The sequence below is a fragment of the Hydrogenovibrio crunogenus genome (genome assembly GCF_004786015.1).
Taxonomy (GTDB): domain Bacteria; phylum Pseudomonadota; class Gammaproteobacteria; order Thiomicrospirales; family Thiomicrospiraceae; genus Hydrogenovibrio; species Hydrogenovibrio crunogenus.
The window spans coordinates 1433694-1450150 of sequence record NZ_CP032096.1 but is presented as its reverse complement, the minus strand read 5'-3'; the positions used below and the strand labels follow the sequence as shown (position 1 = coordinate 1450150).

Below are 16457 nucleotides of genomic sequence, written 5' to 3'. Positions count from 1 at the left end.
TTATGAAAATAAATTTTCAACGGACATGCCGCTTATCCGCAGCCCGTTACATGGTGAAGCCAAGCCTATGATAATTTTATAAGTGCTACAGAGCGTCTTCGTCTGGAAATTTATTCGTTCAAGCATGAAATTGAGGAATCACTCAATACTCGCGATCCATTGACGGGAGCTGAGAACCGTTTCAATATGCTTTCTCGACTGCGCGAATTACGCGAGTTGAGCAAACGCGGTGTTCAGGACTGTAGTATTGCGATCATGGATTTGGATCATTTTAAGAGAGTCAATGATACCTATGGTCACGCTGCTGGCGACCAGGTACTCGTGGCTTGGGTGAATTACATCAAGAAAAATCTGAGAAAGTACGACAGAGTGTACCGTTATGGAGGTGAGGAATTTCTACTCTCTTTTCCGGGGAATGATCAACAGAGCGTAAAGGAGCTAATCGAGCGCTTACGCGATGGAATTCCTGAAATTACCCTCGAAGGAGATGAAGCAAAATCTATTATGGTCACTGCCTCATTCGGGATCACGACACTTGATCCGAGCTTACATGTTGAGGAGTCGATTAATCGTGCGGATATTGCGTTGTATGCAGCCAAGAAGGCTGGGCGCAATTGTAGTTGTATCTGGGATTCTAGTATGGCATCTATGCACAATGTTGAAGACGGTGATTTGGACGAAATTTCCGGAGAAACAAGTAAAGCTCACTGACTAGAGAGCAACGGCAGAAATGCTGCTTTTTATGCTGAATATTATGCATTAAGCTGTAAATTGTGATTATTTTTTTAAATGTAATCGAATCCCGCTGAGCACCATCAAGACAAACAGTAAGCTCGCCAAATCAACCAGCCAAGGTCCAATCTTTCCAAAGAAGTACCCGTTGTGCAATTCTAAAATAATTTTTTCCAATGTCAGTGGGCTATCAAAGGTATCCATTAAATGTTTCTGAATGTCTTTTGGTGCGGCTTGGCTACTAATGGGCGGTAGTTCTATCCAGTTTGCTTTATTGTCTACCTGAGCGGGAATGAGCTGAGTAAAGTCGTCAGAAATCTGCCAGGCCTGGCTATTTTTTGTGGCGACAATGACTTGGTTGTCTTGTTTAAAGAAAGCCAAGTTTGATGGAATGGTTGCTTTTTGGTCGCGTAAAGCGGCTGGCAACGGGATTTGTTCTATCAAATCTCCAGAGCTGGTTAACAGCGTTAAATCATTGGAGAGCATGATAAAAACAAACTCGTCATTTTGGACGATTGAATGGATGTTGCCTCGAAAGGGCAGTGCGCTTTCATTCCAATAGATCGCTTGCAGGGTTTGAATGACCCAGTCCTTATTGAGTTGAAAGGTCTGTTGAATTTTTGGTGTGTCGATTTGATACCATTCTAGTAACCACGGTTGCTGAATCTTGACGTCATTCAGTTTCAAATCTTCAGTATGGTTTAATAAGACACCGCTCAAGCTTAGCCAAAAAAGCAGGAAGGCGACTGTGTAAGCAAGTAGACGATGAAATTTTCTGGCGACGTGTTTTTTAAATAAAGCGACCATGTTTAAGAACCGTTTTAGGGATTTGGGAGTGTTGTTTGTAAGTATAGCGCTAAACGTGCGATATTGGTGACCGCTCGCACAGAAAGTGTCGCACCACTGATGCCGTCGACCGATTGAGTCAGTTGTTGAGAGTCATTTAGCTGGCTGCCTTCGAACTGTTCGGTAAAACTGGGCAGTTCCACTTCCCAACCCCGGCTTTCGCGGAATTTAAGAATGCGTACGGATTGAATTTTTTGCTGTTCAATCACCACACCGATGGTAATCAGTTTTTCTTTACCGATTTCTTCCAGAACCCATAACGTTTTAGCGGAGCGAGAGCGATTAGCATTCGCGGCTTGCCAATAGGGTGCTCGAATTTTGTAATAGGGGTGGCTTAAGATGTCACTGGAGATTTGTTTTTTGTCTCCTGTGAGCCACAGGAACTTTCTCTGAGCGGTGTCAGAAAAGTTGGTTTGTATGAATTGGGTGACTTCCTCCGGCATAGAGGAAGCCTGGCTCTCTACGGAAAGTAGAGAGAGGGTAGTCAATAATAGATAAACACTGAGTTTTATCTTATTCATCATTAAAATTGATAGCCTACACCAAGGTTGAAGCCGTTGGTTTTCTTGTCGTTTTGGTTTTTCCAATCTTGGGTTTTCCACTGATAATCCGCTTTGAATACTACGTCTGGATGTGGCCAGTAGTTTACACCAACGTCAATTTGATTAAAATCGTCGTTAGACATTGATTTAGAATCCCAGCTTTTCCAGCTGTTATAACGTGTGAAAACACCCCACTTCTCTGTCAGCTTATAACTTGGTTCAATATAATACCCTGATTGCTGATCAGCATTGGCTGCTTCAGCGGCGTCACCCGAGATATCCCACTGTGCATAAAGCCCTTTAACCGTGAATTGGTCAATGGTATAGATTGCATGTGTTTCCAATAAGGTTGCAGGCGCTTTGCTTGCTAAAGTGCCTTGGCCTAAATCTGATTCATAACGTGCAGTGGCGGCCAGTTCCAGTCCAGGGACGCCTGTGTATTTGATGCGCCCGGTATAGGCTAAGTCATTGGCTTTGGCTTCACTGGTTTTTTGACGGCCATCACGAATGCTGTAACCATCGGCAGAATAAAGCCCTTCAGAGATCATTACGTCGTAACTGAAACCAGATTGTGAGCGTCCGTTAAGGGTTAAACCACCATTCCACCAAGTGGCCGGGATGATGTTTTTTTCAACTGGGTTACGCTCAACGCCATAAAAAGTTGGTGGTTCGTGGGTTTCATTCAAAATCCCGACGGGTACTAAAACCATACCAGCTTTGGTGCTCAGTTGCTTGTTTAAATCCAGTTCAACATAAGCCTGTTCAACTTCGACTTCACCATTTTGACTTTCACCGGCAATACCATGTTCGATTTCAACTTCAGAGAAAAAACGAATTTTGTCGTTAAATTCATGCCCAAGAAACATAACAAAACGGTGGAAGTCGATTTCCTTCTTCTCAGAATCAGCTTGCCCGGGTTGCGTTGTCTTTAGGTTGTTATAGTGCAGTTCGCCATACCCGCCAATGGTGGTATTCGATTTGTTTGAAGTTTTAGAGTCTTCGACTTGCTGTGCCAAGGCATTAATTTGTTGACGTAATTCTTCAATTTCTGGGTTGCTTGCCGCCATAGCAGTTTGTGAGGCAAGTAGGGCACTGACTAAAAATGAGATTTTTTTAAGTTTCATATAAAGACTCTCTTTATTTGTTAATGAAAATTATTATCGTTACGGATGTGTATTGTAGAGATAAAAAACACAATGTCAATCTAAGTGAGAATAATTATTAATACCAGTATTAATAAGGTTATCAAAAATAAAAGCGTCTTTTTGATAAAAGTCCGCAGAGAATCAAAAACAAAATTAGCGCAATCAGGTAAAATGTGCCCATTCAAATATTGTGTGATGCGTGCGTTTACTTTTGTTATCAAACGCATGGTCAAGACTAGGAGTATGTATGTCACAACAACAACCAACTGTCGGGATTGTTAGCTTAGGATGCCCTAAGGCAACGGTCGATTCCGAGCGGATTCTGACCCAATTGAAAGCGGAAGGGTATCACCTGACGAATTCTTATGAAGATGCGGATGCGGTGATTGTGAATACGTGCGGCTTCATTGATTCGGCTGTGCAAGAGTCATTGGACACCATTGGCGAAGCGCTGGATGAAAACGGTCGAGTGATTGTCACCGGTTGTTTGGGCGCGAAAGATGGTGTGATTGAGCAAGCACATCCGTCTGTTTTGGCGGTTTCCGGACCGGCAGCATATGAAGAAGTCTTGACGGCAGTACATGAAGCGGTTGCGCCACCTAAGCATGATCCGTTTGTGGATTTGGTGCCACCGCAAGGCATTAAGCTGACACCGAAACACTTTGCCTACTTAAAGATTTCTGAAGGGTGTAATCACCGTTGTACTTTCTGCATTATTCCTTCGATGCGTGGTGACTTGGTCAGTCGTCCCGTGTCGGATGTGGTGGCGGAAGCGAAGCGTTTAAAAGATGCCGGTGTTAAAGAGTTATTGGTTGTGTCGCAGGACACGGCAGCTTATGGGGTGGATGTTAAATATAAAACCGAATTTGCCGATGGTCGCCCAACCAAAACCTCGATGTTCGGTTTGGCAGAAGCCTTGAGCGAACTGGGGATTTGGGTGCGGTTGCATTATGTGTATCCTTACCCCAATGTGGAAGACGTGATTCCTTTTATGGCGGAAGGCAAGTTGTTGCCGTATTTGGATATGCCTTTACAGCATGCTGATCCTGATATTCTAAAAGCGATGAAACGCCCGGGAAATGTTGATAAAACCCTTGAACGCATTAAAAAATGGCGTGAACAGGTCCCGGACTTGACCATTCGTTCGACATTTATTGTCGGCTTCCCGGGCGAAACCGAAGCGCAGTTCCAGAATTTATTGGACTTTATTGAAGAAGCACAGTTGGATCGTGTTGGCTGTTTCCAATACTCTCCAGTCGAAGGCGCAGTGGCGAATGATTTGGCCGAGCCGGTGCCGGATGACATTAAGCAAGAGCGCTTTGATCGTTTTATGCAGCTGCAACAGCAAATCAGTGCGAATAAGATGCAAGCCAAAATCGGTAAAACGATTCAGGTGTTGGTGGACGAAGTGGATGAAGAGGGTGCCATTGCCCGCTCAAAAGCTGATGCACCGGAAATTGATGGCATGGTATTCATTCCAGAAGGGCATCATTTGAATCCGGGAGATTTTGTCGAGGTGGAAGTGTTCGCCGCGGATGAATACGACTTATGGGCCACGCCTGTCGGTGAATTTGTGCCGCAAGAAACGTCTTATGTTGAGCTGGGTTAAAATGGCCAGGCCTGGTCGTTTTTAATCCGGCTTAAGTTACTTTATCAGCGCTTATTGATACAGATTGAACATGTCTAAATGTCAGGGATTTTCTCCCATTGTGCCAGCGCAGCCTAAGCTATTAATCTTAGGCACCGCTCCGAGCGTCGTTTCTTTGGAAAAATCGTTTTATTATGCGCATCCGCGTAATGCGTTTTGGCCGATTCTAGCGGATTATTTTAATCAGCCTGTTGATTCGGTTGAGGCCAAAAAAGCCTTGTGTCTTGAAAATGATATTTTGCTTTGGGATGTCTTGTCTGCCTGTGAGCGCCAAGGGAGTTTGGATTCAGCGATTAAACAGCCGGAGCCGAATGATTTTGAAACGCTTTTTCAAACCTACTCTGATCTGAAGGTGGTGCTGTTTAATGGTAAAGCCGCGCAAAACCTGTTTGAAAAACAGGTGGTTAAAAAACAATCTTTGCCGGACGATTTGATGTTTTATTCGCTGCCATCCACCAGTCCAGCAAACGCTCGATTAACCTTTGAAAATAAAAGGGTTTTTTGGCATAAAACACTTCAGCAAACACTGACTAAATAAAGTAAAATACCCTGTTACCAACTCGGAAATTAATCTAAAGGAATTTGCCTTGAAAGCAGAAAACTTTACACCAGAACTACTCTCGCCAGCCGGCACCTATAAAAACATGGAATATGCGTTTGCGTATGGCGCGGATGCGGTTTATGCCGGACAGCCTCGTTACAGCTTGCGTGTGCGTAATAATGAATTTGATGAAGAAACCTTGGAAAAAGGCATCAAGCGTGCACATGAGCTGGGCAAAAAATTCTATGTGGTGAGTAATATCGCCGCGCATAATGCCAAAATCAAAACCTATATGCGTGACATTGCACCGATTATCGCGATGAAGCCGGATGCATTGATTATGTCTGATCCAGGGTTGATTGCGATGGTGAGAGCTGAGTATCCCGAGCAGGAAATTCACTTATCCGTTCAGTCCAATGCGGTGAACTGGGCGACGGTGAAATTCTGGCATGACCAGGGGATTGCCCGTGTGGTGCTGTCACGTGAGTTGTCGATTCAAGAAATTCGTGAAATTGGTGAAGCAGTTCCGGGAATGGAACTTGAAGTGTTTGTGCACGGGGCGCTTTGTATCGCTTATTCTGGTCGTTGTTTGTTGTCTGGTTACATCAACAAACGTGATGCCAACCAAGGTACTTGTACCAATGCATGCCGCTGGAATTACAACACCTATGAAGGTAAAGAAGATGACAGTGGTGACATCGTCGGGATTCCGGTGGACAAAGTCGCTAATATCACCGATTTGACGTCTGATGCCGCTGATTTTTCTGGGCCTGAACCGACGTTGGGCGAAGGGAAACCGACGGATGAAGTGATGTTGTTGGAAGAAGAAGGACGTCCGGGAGAATATATGCCGGCGTTTGAAGATGAGCATGGCACTTACATCATGAACTCGAAAGATTTACGAGCGGTGGAGTTGATTCCCGAGCTGGTTGAAATGGGTGTGGATTCTTTAAAAATCGAAGGACGTACCAAGTCGCATTATTATGTGGCGCGTACGGCACAAGCCTATCGTAAAGCGATTGATGATGCGGCCGCAGGCAGACCTTTTGATACGAGCTTGTTGGGTGAGTTGGAAAGCTTGGCCAGCCGTGGCTACACGGAAGGTTTCTTGCGTCGTCATGTGCATTCCGAATATCAAAATTATGAATATGGCGTGTCCAAATCCGATCGCCAGCGTTTTGTGGGTGAAGTGCTGGATGTGGTCGAGCGCGACGGACAGAGTCTGTTGGAAATTGATGTGAAAAACAAATTCTGTTTAGGCGATTCGATTGAAATCATGACGCCGGCTGGAAATGTGACGTTGAAGTTGGCTGAGATGCAGGATCATCACGATAAGCCGGTTGAGTGTGCTTTAGGCTCAGGTTGGCGTGTGCGCATTCCGAACCCATTTAAAGACTTGGATGTTGAAACCTTGAAGTTTGGTCTGGTGATGCGCAATGAAGCCTGGGGTGGCGACTTGAAACGTGACGCTGCCGCGCGCGAAAAGAAGCAAGCCAGTGAGCAGGCTGCCAAAGAAACAGCGAAGGTTTGATGTCGTATGGCCTTAAAGATTCTAGAAGGGTGCACCAATTGCGATATGTGCGAACCGGAGTGCCCGAACGAAGCCATTTCTTATGGTAAGAAAATCTATGAGATCAATCCGGATCTTTGTACGGAATGCGTTGGCTATTACGATACACCAACGTGTGTCAGTGTGTGCCCGGTAGATTGTATTATCACTGACCCCGAGCATGTGGAAGACAAGGAAACCCTGGTAAAGAAATTCGAACATTTAGTCTTAAATGATCAAATTTAATCGATCACGGCTGTTTTAAGGTTGCTGTAAGCGTTATAAGTGATTGGTTTATAATGATTTATTAATGTGTTCGCATTTTTTCGATAAAGCTTCTATGATTAAGTGACTTACTTGATATAAGTGATGTATATCATTGGAGCTTCCCATGATTCGATATGCTTTTTATTTTATTCTGATTACCTTTTCATTGAGTTTTATCAGTGTTTTAGCGGAATCCCATTCTTCTGATATTCACCCCCAAGTACAAAAAATCTTAAATCAGGCAGACGTTCCGGAAGGTGTGGTGTTTGATATCGAAACCTTGGACAGCGATGCTTTAAACTCGCTGGCGCCTTATGTTACTGAGCAAATCGAGTTGATTCGTAAACGCTATCCGGGTGTTGATATTGCAGTTGTGACCCATGGGGCGGAAGAATTCGCTTTGCAAAAACAAGCCCAGTCACAAAATGCGGATTTGCATGCAATGTTTAATCGGCTGGTGACAGATCAGTCTGTTTCTGTGCATGTTTGCGGGGCAGTAGGTGGTTTGAAAAACCTGACTCGAGAAGACTTCCCTGAGTTTATCAGCTATTCCGATTCAGGCATGGCGCAATTAAATGACTATAAAGCGTTAGGGTATCAGGTTGTTGTGATTAACCAACTCTCAGAAAAAGAGCGAAAAGCACTCTTTGACACACCAAAAGAATTCATTAAATAATCCATTGTAAGCATCCCTTTACCTTAAAGAGATGAGGGATTCAGCTCACTTTTATCCTCCTCTTTGGACAGGCGCTTAAGCGGATGCTTTCGCGCCTTTTTCTTATTTGGCTTGTCAGTTGTATAGCACTCCTCTGTTGACCTGTCGCCTAGAGTTTGTATGATGTGTATTCATTCTTTAGATTTAACAGGGAGCAGCCATGGCGAAAAAGATGGAATTAATCAGTTTTAAACTTTGTCCATTTGTTCAACGAGCAGTGATTGTTTTAAAGAAGAAAAAGATTGATTTTGATATCACTTATATCGACTTAGGTAATCCTCCTGACTGGTTTAAAGAGCTCTCGCCACTTGGTAAAGTGCCGGTGTTGAAAGTAGGGCAAGAAGTTTTGTTTGAATCTTCTGTGATTCAGGAGTATGTGGATGAAGTCACGCCTCCTTCGCTTCATCCTGACGATCCTTTATTGAAGGCCAAAAATAGAGCTTGGATGAGCTTTGGCGATGAGCTGAATATGGCGATGTTTAAAATGGCACAAGCCAAGTCGCAATCGGCATTCGAAGAAATTCGTGATGGTATGTTGAAGAAGTTGCATCAGTTAGAGTCGGTTCATAGTGGAAAAGCGTTTTTCAATGGAGCGGATTTTTGTTTGATTGATGCGGCTTATGCCCCTTTCTTTATGCGTTTAGACTTAATGTCATTGGCGTGTGGTTTTTCTTTCTTGGACGAATTACCTAAAATGAAGCGTTGGTCAGACAATCTTTTGGCAGAAGACTGTGTAAAATCGTCTGTTGTAACAGAATTGCCGCAAATGTACGTGGGTATGCTTAAAAATATTGACGGCAGTTATTTATCAACCTTGTGTCAGTAAGGGCATAGTTTAAAAAAGGTAGCGGTGGTGCACAGTTTCTTTCAGCGTCTAATGCTAGGCGTTATGGGGTGTTTTATTTTCAGTGGGCTTGCCTGGACAAAGCCGGTTCCTCAACCGGCTCAAGCAATAAAGTTGAAAATTCAACAACTTGACGCTTCCGATTATGACTGGATTGCACGCCGTATTTACCAGAATGAAGCCAATCAGAACCCTAAATATTTAACGTACTGGAGTCAGGCTGAACCCTTTCCTTCTTTTGGTATTGGCCATTTTATTTGGATTCCAGAAGGACTGGACGTGCCCTTTGTGGAAACGTTTCCACAGATGGTCGCGTTTGTTTCAAAGCATCAAACGGCCCCCTTATGGTTAAGACAGCTTTCTCCTTTTCGTCTTCCTTGGCAAAACCGGGCAGAATTCTACCAGGCCTGGTCAAAAACAAAGTTGACTCAGTTACGAGACTGGTTGCAAGAAACACAGTCGCTGCAAGCTCAATTTATCGCCCATCAACTCATTCAGAAGTTGGAGCAGCAAGTTCAAACACTGCATCCGATTGAGGCTGAATTTTTCTGGCATAAAATCACCCAGCTAATTCAAGATAAACGCGGTCTTTTTGCGATGATTGATTACTATAACTTCAAAGGGTTGGGCGCAAATGCTAAAGAGCAGTATCAAGGCAAAGGCTGGGGGTTAGTGGACGTGGTTTTGGCTATGGCGCCAGATGTGTCCGACTCTGTTTTAAAACAATTTGTCGCTTCGGCTAAGGACGTGTTGGCGCGCCGAGTCAGGTTGTCTCCGCCGGAGCGCCATGAAGCTCGCTGGCTAAAAGGGTGGTCTAAACGACTGGAAGGTTACTTAATCAACGGAAGCGATAGGACATAAAAGAATGAAACTGTTAAAAAGTTTTTTAGAGGTGGCTCGACCGCCGTTTTTATTGCTGACGTTGGTCATTATGGCCTTGGTGGCAGCAACCGCTTCTTATGAAGGTTTTGATTGGTCGTCCCCTTTATTTATGCTGGTTTTGCTTGGGGCCGTTTCCGCGCACATCAGCGTTAATATTTTAAATGAATATGAAGACTATGAATCCGGATTGGATGCCATGACTGAAAGAACGCCTTTCAGCGGTGGCAGCGGAGCACTGGTTAAAAACCCTCAAGCGGCCGAAGCGGTGGGGTCGTTGGGGTATTTGTTTTTAGGTATTGTGGTCAGTTTAGGCGTCTTTTTCGTTTATTTGCGTGGCTGGGAACTGCTGCCGATTGGGATAGCGGGTATTTTACTCATTCTTTTTTATACCTCTAAAATTACGCGTAGGCCTTGGTTGTGTTTAATCAGTCCTGGTATTGCATTCGGCCCTTTGATGATGACGGGGTCTTATTTTGTGCTAACCGGGGAGTACAGCTGGGTGATTTTCGGGCTTTCAACCATCGTGTTCTTTTTGGTAAATAACTTATTGCTTTTAAATCAATTTCCCGATGAAGAGGCAGACCGAAAAGTGGGGCGTTTTAATATTTTGATGCACCTTGGTTCTGAGAGCAGCAGTGTTATTTTTAACAGTTTTTTAGGGTTAAGTTATTTGGTGCTCGCTTATATGATCATTGATGGCTGGCTTCCATACTGGGCAGGCCTGGGCTTTTTTACACTGATTCTCGCTTGGCCGCTTCGAGTTACAGTAAAATATCATCATCATTCGTTAACGAAATTGCTGCCGGCACTGGGGTTGAATGTTTCTGTGGTGTTGCTCATGCCTAGCCTGATTGCGGTTGGATTGGTATTGGCTTTACCTTGAGTGGAGGTAGTGGGAGAGAATTATGTATAAAACCTTAATGGATACGGTTGGCAATACGCCTTTGGTCAAAATACAACGTATGGTGAATCCGGATACCAACAGTGTGGTGCTGGCCAAATTAGAAGGGAATAATCCGGCGGGTTCAGTGAAAGATCGTCCAGCGCTGAATATGATTGTGCAGGCTGAAAAACGTGGCGAGATTGTACCAGGAGACACTTTGATTGAAGCGACCAGTGGGAATACCGGTATTGCTTTGGCAATGGTCTCTGCGATGCTGGGGTATCGCTTAAAACTGATTATGCCCGATAATATGTCGATGGAACGACGTGCCTCCATGGCGGCCTATGGAGCAGAGCTCATTCTGGTGACACAAGAGTCGGGCATGGAAGGCGCGCGTGACTTGGCGCAACGGTTACAAGCGGAAGGAAAAGGTAAGGTGCTGGATCAATTTGCCAACCCTGATAATCCTTTGGCACATTATCAATCGACGGGCCCAGAGATCTGGCAAGACACGGAAGGGCAGGTAACGCATTTTGTCAGTGCGATGGGCACAACAGGAACAATCATGGGAACGTCGATGTTTTTAAAAGAACAAAGCAGTGCGGTTCAGATTGTAGGCGTGCAACCGACAGAAGGCGCTTCTATTCCGGGAATTCGTCGTTGGCCGAAAGAATACCTGCCTGATATTTATGATGACCGTCGAGTTGATCGGGTGATTGACTTGTCGCAGGATGTGGCGGAAGACACCATGCGTTCAATGGCGACGCAGGAAGGGATTTTTGCGGGCGTGTCTTCCGGTGGTGCGATGGCTGCTGCTTTACAGTTGGCGCAAGAAGTTGAAAACGCCACGATTGTTACGATTGTGTGTGATCGTGGTGACCGGTATTTATCCACGAATGTTTTTCCGACAGGCAACGTGACGCACGGTTAAGCGGTTAAAGTTATTTTAATTTAGAGCATCAGACAATAAGAAAATTATGGCAAGAGAAATTGAACGGAAATTTTTAGTGACAGGCGAGGAATGGAAAAAACTCGCAGATAAACAGATTCATTTTGCACAGGGGTATCTCAATGATATTCAGCAACCCGGCAGTAAAAGCTCGGTTCGTATTCGAATAGAAGGAGAGCAAGCCAATATTAATATCAAAAGTTTAGAGATTGGTTTGAGTCGGGATGAATATGAATATCCGGTTGATTTGGACGATGCAAAAAAGATGTTGAAAACACTTTGTGTCGGGCCGGTAATTGAAAAAATTCGTTATTATGTTACATTTGAGTCACATATTTGGGAAATTGATGTCTTTTTAGGCGATAATGAAGGTCTGATCGTAGCCGAGGTTGAATTGGCTTCGGAGGATGAAGCCCTTCAGCTACCTGATTGGGCAGCTAAAGAAGTGACTGAAATTCCACGCTACTATAATATTAGTTTAAGCCAGCGACCATATTGCAATTGGAGTGATGATGAAAAAGATAACTAACCCTCGTGTTCAAAAGGCTCAGAAGAAAAGCCTGATGCTACCTAATTTAACAGCCGCTATGATGCTGGTGTCGTCGACAGCTTGGTCTGCTCCTGGGTTAATTGATATTTATCAAATGGCGGTGTTGCATGATGCGAAGTTAGCTCAAGCTCGAGCGACGTATCAAGCGAACCAGGAAGCTTTAAATATTGCCCGTTCTCCTTTGTTACCTCAGATTGCCGCCAATGCCAATTACGTTAAAAATGACAGTAATGTCGATACGGCGGATGTCACCACACGTGAGTTGGGTGTGAGTATGACGCAGTCGTTGTATCAGCATGACAATTGGGCACGCTATTCGCAAGCAAAGTATCAGATGCAAAAATCAGAGTATCAAATTAAATTTGCGGAACAGGATTTGATTGTGCGTGTTTCAGACGCTTATTTTAAGGTGTTGTTGGCACAAGAAGATGTGAAACTTGCGCAAGCAAAAGAAGAGGCGGATAAAACCCAATGGGATAGAGCAAAAGCCTCAGCGGAAGTAGGGCTTGCAAGTAAGACTGATGTGTTACAGGCCAAATCCAGCTATGACTTGTCCAAATCACAGCGTATCACTTCTGAGAATAACTTGGATGTTGCCTATGAAGAGCTGATGAAGCTCACCGGAAAACCAGTCAGTGAATTGAAAGTGATTCAGCTGAATGTTGATTTACCTGCGCAAAACCTGAATATGAGCAAATGGGAAAGCATGGCGGAAGAGCAAAACCTAGACGTTCTTCAGGTAGAGGAAAGCGCGAATGTGGCTTCAAAAGAGGTTGAAGTGCAAAAATCCGGACACTGGTTTAATGTAGATTTGAAAGCACAATATACCGATCAATCTTATTCTGATTACAATGCGTTTTATCCTGGACAGTATGCTGACCGAAATAATTTGATGGTGGGCGTTTATGCGACCTTGCCTTTGTATTCCGGTGGGGGAGTCAGTGCCAAAGTGTCTGAAGCGAGAGCTAATTATAAGGCAGCCACGCTAGGCTTGCGTGATGCAAAAGAATCTGCTCGCCTGAACGCCCGTATTCAGGTACGTAATGTGGAGCGTGGCATGGAATTGGTGATGGCGAACCGAGCAGCCGTGTTATCAAATGATGCGTTCTTAGAAGCGGCAGAAGAAGGATATAAAGTTGGACTGAAAAACTTGTTGGAGGTTTTGACGGCGAGAACTAACATGTTCCAAGCCAGAAGAAATTTAGCCGAGTCGTTGCATAATGTGGTGTTAAGCCGGTTGAAATTGGAAGCTACGGTGGGACGCTTGACGGCTGACAAGTTAGTGCAGTTTGATAAAATCCTTTCGAACCCGACTCATGAAAAGATGCCTAAGCTTGAAAAATCACCTTCTTAATGATGTTGGCTTGGATCGTATCTTGTTATGCATTTTAAACCGCGGAGCAATGTGATGTTGAACCGCAGAACTTTTTTTAAAGCCAGCCTTGTTTCCGCAACAGGGTTGCTGTTACAAAGTTGCGCCTCTCAAGGGCAAGAGCGACAAATAAGAGTGGGGGTGACTTCTCGCCCCAGAATGCTTGATCCTCGTCAGGCAACGGATGCGTTGTCCAGCCGAGTCAATCGGTTGATTTATCGTCAGTTAATCGATTTTAATGAATCGTTTGAACCTATTCCCGATTTAGCCACTTGGCAACAAATCTCGCCAACACACTATCGTTTTACTTTAACAGAATTTCCACGGTTTCATCACGGTATGCCTTTAACGGCGGAAGATGTGGCCGCGACCTATCGAAGTATCCTCGATAAAGCATTAGGTTCTCCTCATCGAGGTTCGTTAAAGAAAATCACCAAAATTGAGGTGCTAAACAATGCGGAATTGGATTTTCATTTAGAGTCGCCAGATGCATTGTTTGTCGGGCGTTTGGTGATTGGAATTTTGCCGAAGGATCTGATAGACAATCAGCATGCTTTTCAAAAAACACCGATTGGTTCAGGGCCGTGTTTTTTCAAGTCGATGACAGAGCAGAAGCTTGTTTTAGAACGCCCGGATGCTGTGCAGTTGGTCTTTATTCCGGTTAAAGATGCGACCGTACGCGTGCTGAAATTACGCAAAGGTGAACTGGATATTCTTCAGAATGACTTATCGCCTGAATTGGTCTCATACTGCGACAAGCTGGATGACTTAAATGTGCAATGGCATGATGGCACTAATTTTGGGTATGTCGGTTTTAATTTTGAAGACTCGTTATTGTCGCAGTTAGAGATGCGACAAGCGTTGGCTTACGGTATTAACCGACAGGCGATTATTGATGCAATTTTCGATGGGCATGCGCGTTTAGCGGGTGGGTTGCTAGTGCCGGAACATTGGAGTGGGGTGGCAGACATTCATGGCTTTGATTATCGTCCTGATAAAGCCAAGCAATTGGTGGATTCTCTTAAGCAAAAACAGCCAGACCTGGTCAATGACGATGGAATGATAGAGTTGAGTTATAAAACCTCATCGGACCCGACACGTATTCGATTGGCGACCATTTATCAATCTCAGTTGAGAAAGGTCGGGATTGCTTTGAAGGTGCAAAGTTATGACTGGGGAACGTTTTACAATGATATTAAACAGGGCCGTTTTCAACTGTATAGTTTGGCTTGGGTAGGGGTGAAAAGTCCGGACATTTTCCAATATGTGTTCGACAGTGATGCGATTCCACCCAAAGGTGCTAATCGAGGGCGGTATCGAGATGCTCAGGCCGATGCGCTGATTCGTCAAGCAGGTCATACCCAATCATTAACCAAGCAGGCCGAGTTATACAAAGCGTTACAAAGGCGATTGCAGGAAACCTTAGCCGTTATTCCGCTTTGGTATGAAGATCAGTATGCCGTGACACGCCCACAGGTTAAGGGATATCAGCTCTATTCAGATGGACGATTTGATGGGTTGTTGTCTGTTGAGTTGAGCGAGACATAATTAAGAGAGGGTAAGTCATGTTGAAATGGGCTTGGTTGACTGTGTTTGGAGTGGTTGCGATTTGGTCTGCCATTGGCTCAAAAGATACGGTGACCTGGTGGTTGGAAGCTGGACCTGCCCTCATCGGTATTGTTGTGATGGCTTGGACGTATTATAGCTTTCGTCTTACGCCATTGCTTTATGTGCTGATCTTATTACACATGATTGTGCTTTTTGTTGGAGCGCACTATACCTATGCCGAAGTACCGCTTTTTGATTGGATTGGACAGCTCTTGGGCGAAGAACGGAATAACTTTGATAAGTTAGGTCATTTGATGCAAGGGTTGGTTCCGACTCTGATTGCTCGTGAAATTTTAATCCGAAAACAGGTGATTCAAAGCCAGGCCTGGTTAAATTTCTTTGCCGGTACTTTTGCTTTGGCCTTGAGCGCATTTTATGAACTTCTTGAATGGTGGGTTGCACTGATCAGTGAAGAGGCTGCGGAAGCCTTTCTAGGAACGCAGGGATATGAGTGGGATACCCAGTCTGATATGGGGTATGCATTGCTGGGCGCAATCTTAGCATTACTGTTTTTCAAGCGCCTTCATGACCGACAGCTTAAGAATCAATTAGCCCTCTAAGGTCGTTTTTTCGGCTGGTGTTTTGAGGGTGTTTCGACTTCAATGCTCATACCTTGACAGGTGTAGTAAAATAGACCACATTAAAAAAGGTTATACCTGCTTGTTATGACCCGCTGTTGTTAGGTAATTAGGAATTAAGGATACTTGTTTGAAAAATACATATGAAAAAATCATTAACGCTGCCGTATGTGTTTGGAATGAAGATTACAGTGCTCCTTTAAAATCCATTGCGAAAGAAGCAGGCATCAGTCGAATGACGTTGCACCGTCATTTTTGCGGCCGTGATGCCATTTTATTAGCCATTGTCGAAGACTTTATCGAAAAAATTGTACTCATCCTGAATCAGGCTGAAAAAGGTCAAGATGTACCGATTCAGCAAATGGAGTATTTGGTGAAGAATACGCACCGTTTGGTTGAAGACTATAATTTTTTGTTTGACTTGTTTGAACAAAAAGGGCGTCCGGAAGATTTAGTGGAACGTTTCAAACGGTTTGAAGATTTATTTGAAACCTTTTTTATCTCGATTCAAGCGAAAGGGGTGGTGAAACCTACAAATGCGTTATTTGAAGGTGTGATGAAATCAGGTTTTAGAATGAAGCAAAAAGGCTTTGATCAAGACTTGGATTTGGCTGAAATGATTTGGGATGCATACCAGTCTGCCATTTTTACTCCGGAATCCATTGAACAATATAAAGCGCACTCCTAGAAGACTTCTTAAGCTTTATCGTCCCTTTCTTTGTTTCATATTTAGCTGATATTTTTTATTGAAAAAATGGCCAGGCCTGGTCAATTTTAATTGTTTTGGAGTTCTTTCCAGGCAATCT

The 16457-nt window shown here is 44.1% G+C and carries 18 protein-coding genes; 15 read left to right on the top strand and 3 right to left on the bottom strand.

Annotated elements, in window-relative coordinates; all coding sequences use genetic code 11:
* Positions 1-186 precede the first annotated feature (186 nt).
* Positions 187-711, top strand: coding sequence for a GGDEF domain-containing protein (locus GHNINEIG_RS06955; RefSeq protein WP_262982059.1), 525 nt, complete (start codon positions 187-189; stop codon positions 709-711).
* 66 nt (positions 712-777) lie between these two features.
* Here the strand turns inward: GHNINEIG_RS06955 and GHNINEIG_RS06950 are convergent, their stop codons facing one another.
* The 3 genes from GHNINEIG_RS06950 to GHNINEIG_RS06940 are packed head-to-tail and all read right to left on the bottom strand — an operon-like array spanning position 778 to position 3244.
* Complete coding sequence (locus GHNINEIG_RS06950) at positions 778-1539, bottom strand: PepSY domain-containing protein (RefSeq protein WP_135795977.1); 762 nt, start codon at positions 1537-1539, stop codon at positions 778-780.
* Positions 1540-1553: 14 nt separating this feature from the next.
* Entirely contained in the window at positions 1554-2102 is a 549-nt protein-coding gene (locus GHNINEIG_RS06945) for an FMN-binding protein (RefSeq protein ID WP_135795976.1), read from the bottom strand.
* Positions 2102-3244, bottom strand: coding sequence for a porin family protein (locus GHNINEIG_RS06940; RefSeq protein WP_135795975.1), 1143 nt, complete (start codon positions 3242-3244; stop codon positions 2102-2104). Before GHNINEIG_RS06940 ends, GHNINEIG_RS06945 begins: the two co-directional genes overlap by 1 nt.
* 268 nt (positions 3245-3512) lie before the next feature.
* Between GHNINEIG_RS06940 and rimO the strand changes: the two genes are divergently transcribed.
* The 14 genes from rimO to GHNINEIG_RS06870 all read left to right on the top strand — a co-directional run bounded on the left by rimO (position 3513) and on the right by GHNINEIG_RS06870 (position 16339).
* On the top strand, positions 3513-4874 hold the full coding sequence (rimO, locus tag GHNINEIG_RS06935; protein WP_135795974.1) for a 30S ribosomal protein S12 methylthiotransferase RimO: 1362 nt from the start codon (positions 3513-3515) through the stop codon (positions 4872-4874).
* 70 nt (positions 4875-4944) lie between these two features.
* On the top strand, positions 4945-5451 hold the full coding sequence (locus GHNINEIG_RS06930; RefSeq protein ID WP_135795973.1) for a DNA-deoxyinosine glycosylase: 507 nt from the start codon (positions 4945-4947) through the stop codon (positions 5449-5451).
* A gap of 106 nt (positions 5452-5557) precedes the next feature.
* On the top strand, positions 5558-6985 hold the full coding sequence (trhP, locus tag GHNINEIG_RS06925) for a prephenate-dependent tRNA uridine(34) hydroxylase TrhP (RefSeq protein ID WP_262982078.1): 1428 nt from the start codon (positions 5558-5560) through the stop codon (positions 6983-6985).
* Between the two features lie 6 nt (positions 6986-6991).
* Positions 6992-7249, top strand: coding sequence for a YfhL family 4Fe-4S dicluster ferredoxin (locus GHNINEIG_RS06920; RefSeq protein ID WP_135795971.1), 258 nt, complete (start codon positions 6992-6994; stop codon positions 7247-7249).
* 145 nt (positions 7250-7394) lie between these two features.
* Positions 7395-7946, top strand: coding sequence for a DsrE family protein (locus tag GHNINEIG_RS06915; protein ID WP_135795970.1), 552 nt, complete (start codon positions 7395-7397; stop codon positions 7944-7946).
* A gap of 199 nt (positions 7947-8145) precedes the next feature.
* Positions 8146-8811, top strand: a complete 666-nt coding sequence (locus GHNINEIG_RS06910) for a glutathione S-transferase family protein (RefSeq protein WP_135795969.1) — start codon at positions 8146-8148, stop codon at positions 8809-8811.
* A 27-nt stretch (positions 8812-8838) separates the two neighbouring features.
* Positions 8839-9690: a hypothetical protein gene (locus GHNINEIG_RS06905; RefSeq protein WP_135795968.1), complete on the top strand. Its 852-nt coding sequence runs from the start codon at positions 8839-8841 to the stop codon at positions 9688-9690.
* A gap of 4 nt (positions 9691-9694) precedes the next feature.
* Complete coding sequence (locus GHNINEIG_RS06900) at positions 9695-10594, top strand: prenyltransferase (RefSeq protein WP_135795967.1); 900 nt, start codon at positions 9695-9697, stop codon at positions 10592-10594.
* Positions 10595-10616: 22 nt separating this feature from the next.
* Positions 10617-11525 carry a cysteine synthase CysM gene (gene cysM / locus GHNINEIG_RS06895; RefSeq protein ID WP_135795966.1) on the top strand — a complete coding sequence of 303 codons (909 nt, stop codon included), beginning with the start codon at positions 10617-10619 and terminating at the stop codon, positions 11523-11525.
* 46 nt (positions 11526-11571) lie between these two features.
* A complete protein-coding gene (locus GHNINEIG_RS06890) occupies positions 11572-12072 on the top strand; it encodes a CYTH domain-containing protein (RefSeq protein WP_135795965.1) in 501 nt (166 codons plus the stop codon).
* A complete protein-coding gene (locus GHNINEIG_RS06885) occupies positions 12053-13447 on the top strand; it encodes a TolC family outer membrane protein (protein WP_223260853.1) in 1395 nt (464 codons plus the stop codon). Before GHNINEIG_RS06890 ends, GHNINEIG_RS06885 begins: the two co-directional genes overlap by 20 nt.
* A 54-nt stretch (positions 13448-13501) precedes the next feature.
* Positions 13502-15013 carry an ABC transporter substrate-binding protein gene (locus tag GHNINEIG_RS06880; RefSeq protein WP_135795963.1) on the top strand — a complete coding sequence of 504 codons (1512 nt, stop codon included), beginning with the start codon at positions 13502-13504 and terminating at the stop codon, positions 15011-15013.
* 17 nt (positions 15014-15030) lie between these two features.
* Complete coding sequence (locus GHNINEIG_RS06875) at positions 15031-15633, top strand: DUF2238 domain-containing protein (protein ID WP_135795962.1); 603 nt, start codon at positions 15031-15033, stop codon at positions 15631-15633.
* Positions 15634-15781: 148 nt separating this feature from the next.
* The gene (locus tag GHNINEIG_RS06870; protein ID WP_189636854.1) at positions 15782-16339 is read left to right on the top strand and encodes a TetR/AcrR family transcriptional regulator; all 558 of its coding nucleotides are present in this window, start codon (positions 15782-15784) and stop codon (positions 16337-16339) included.
* Positions 16340-16457 lie beyond the last annotated feature (118 nt).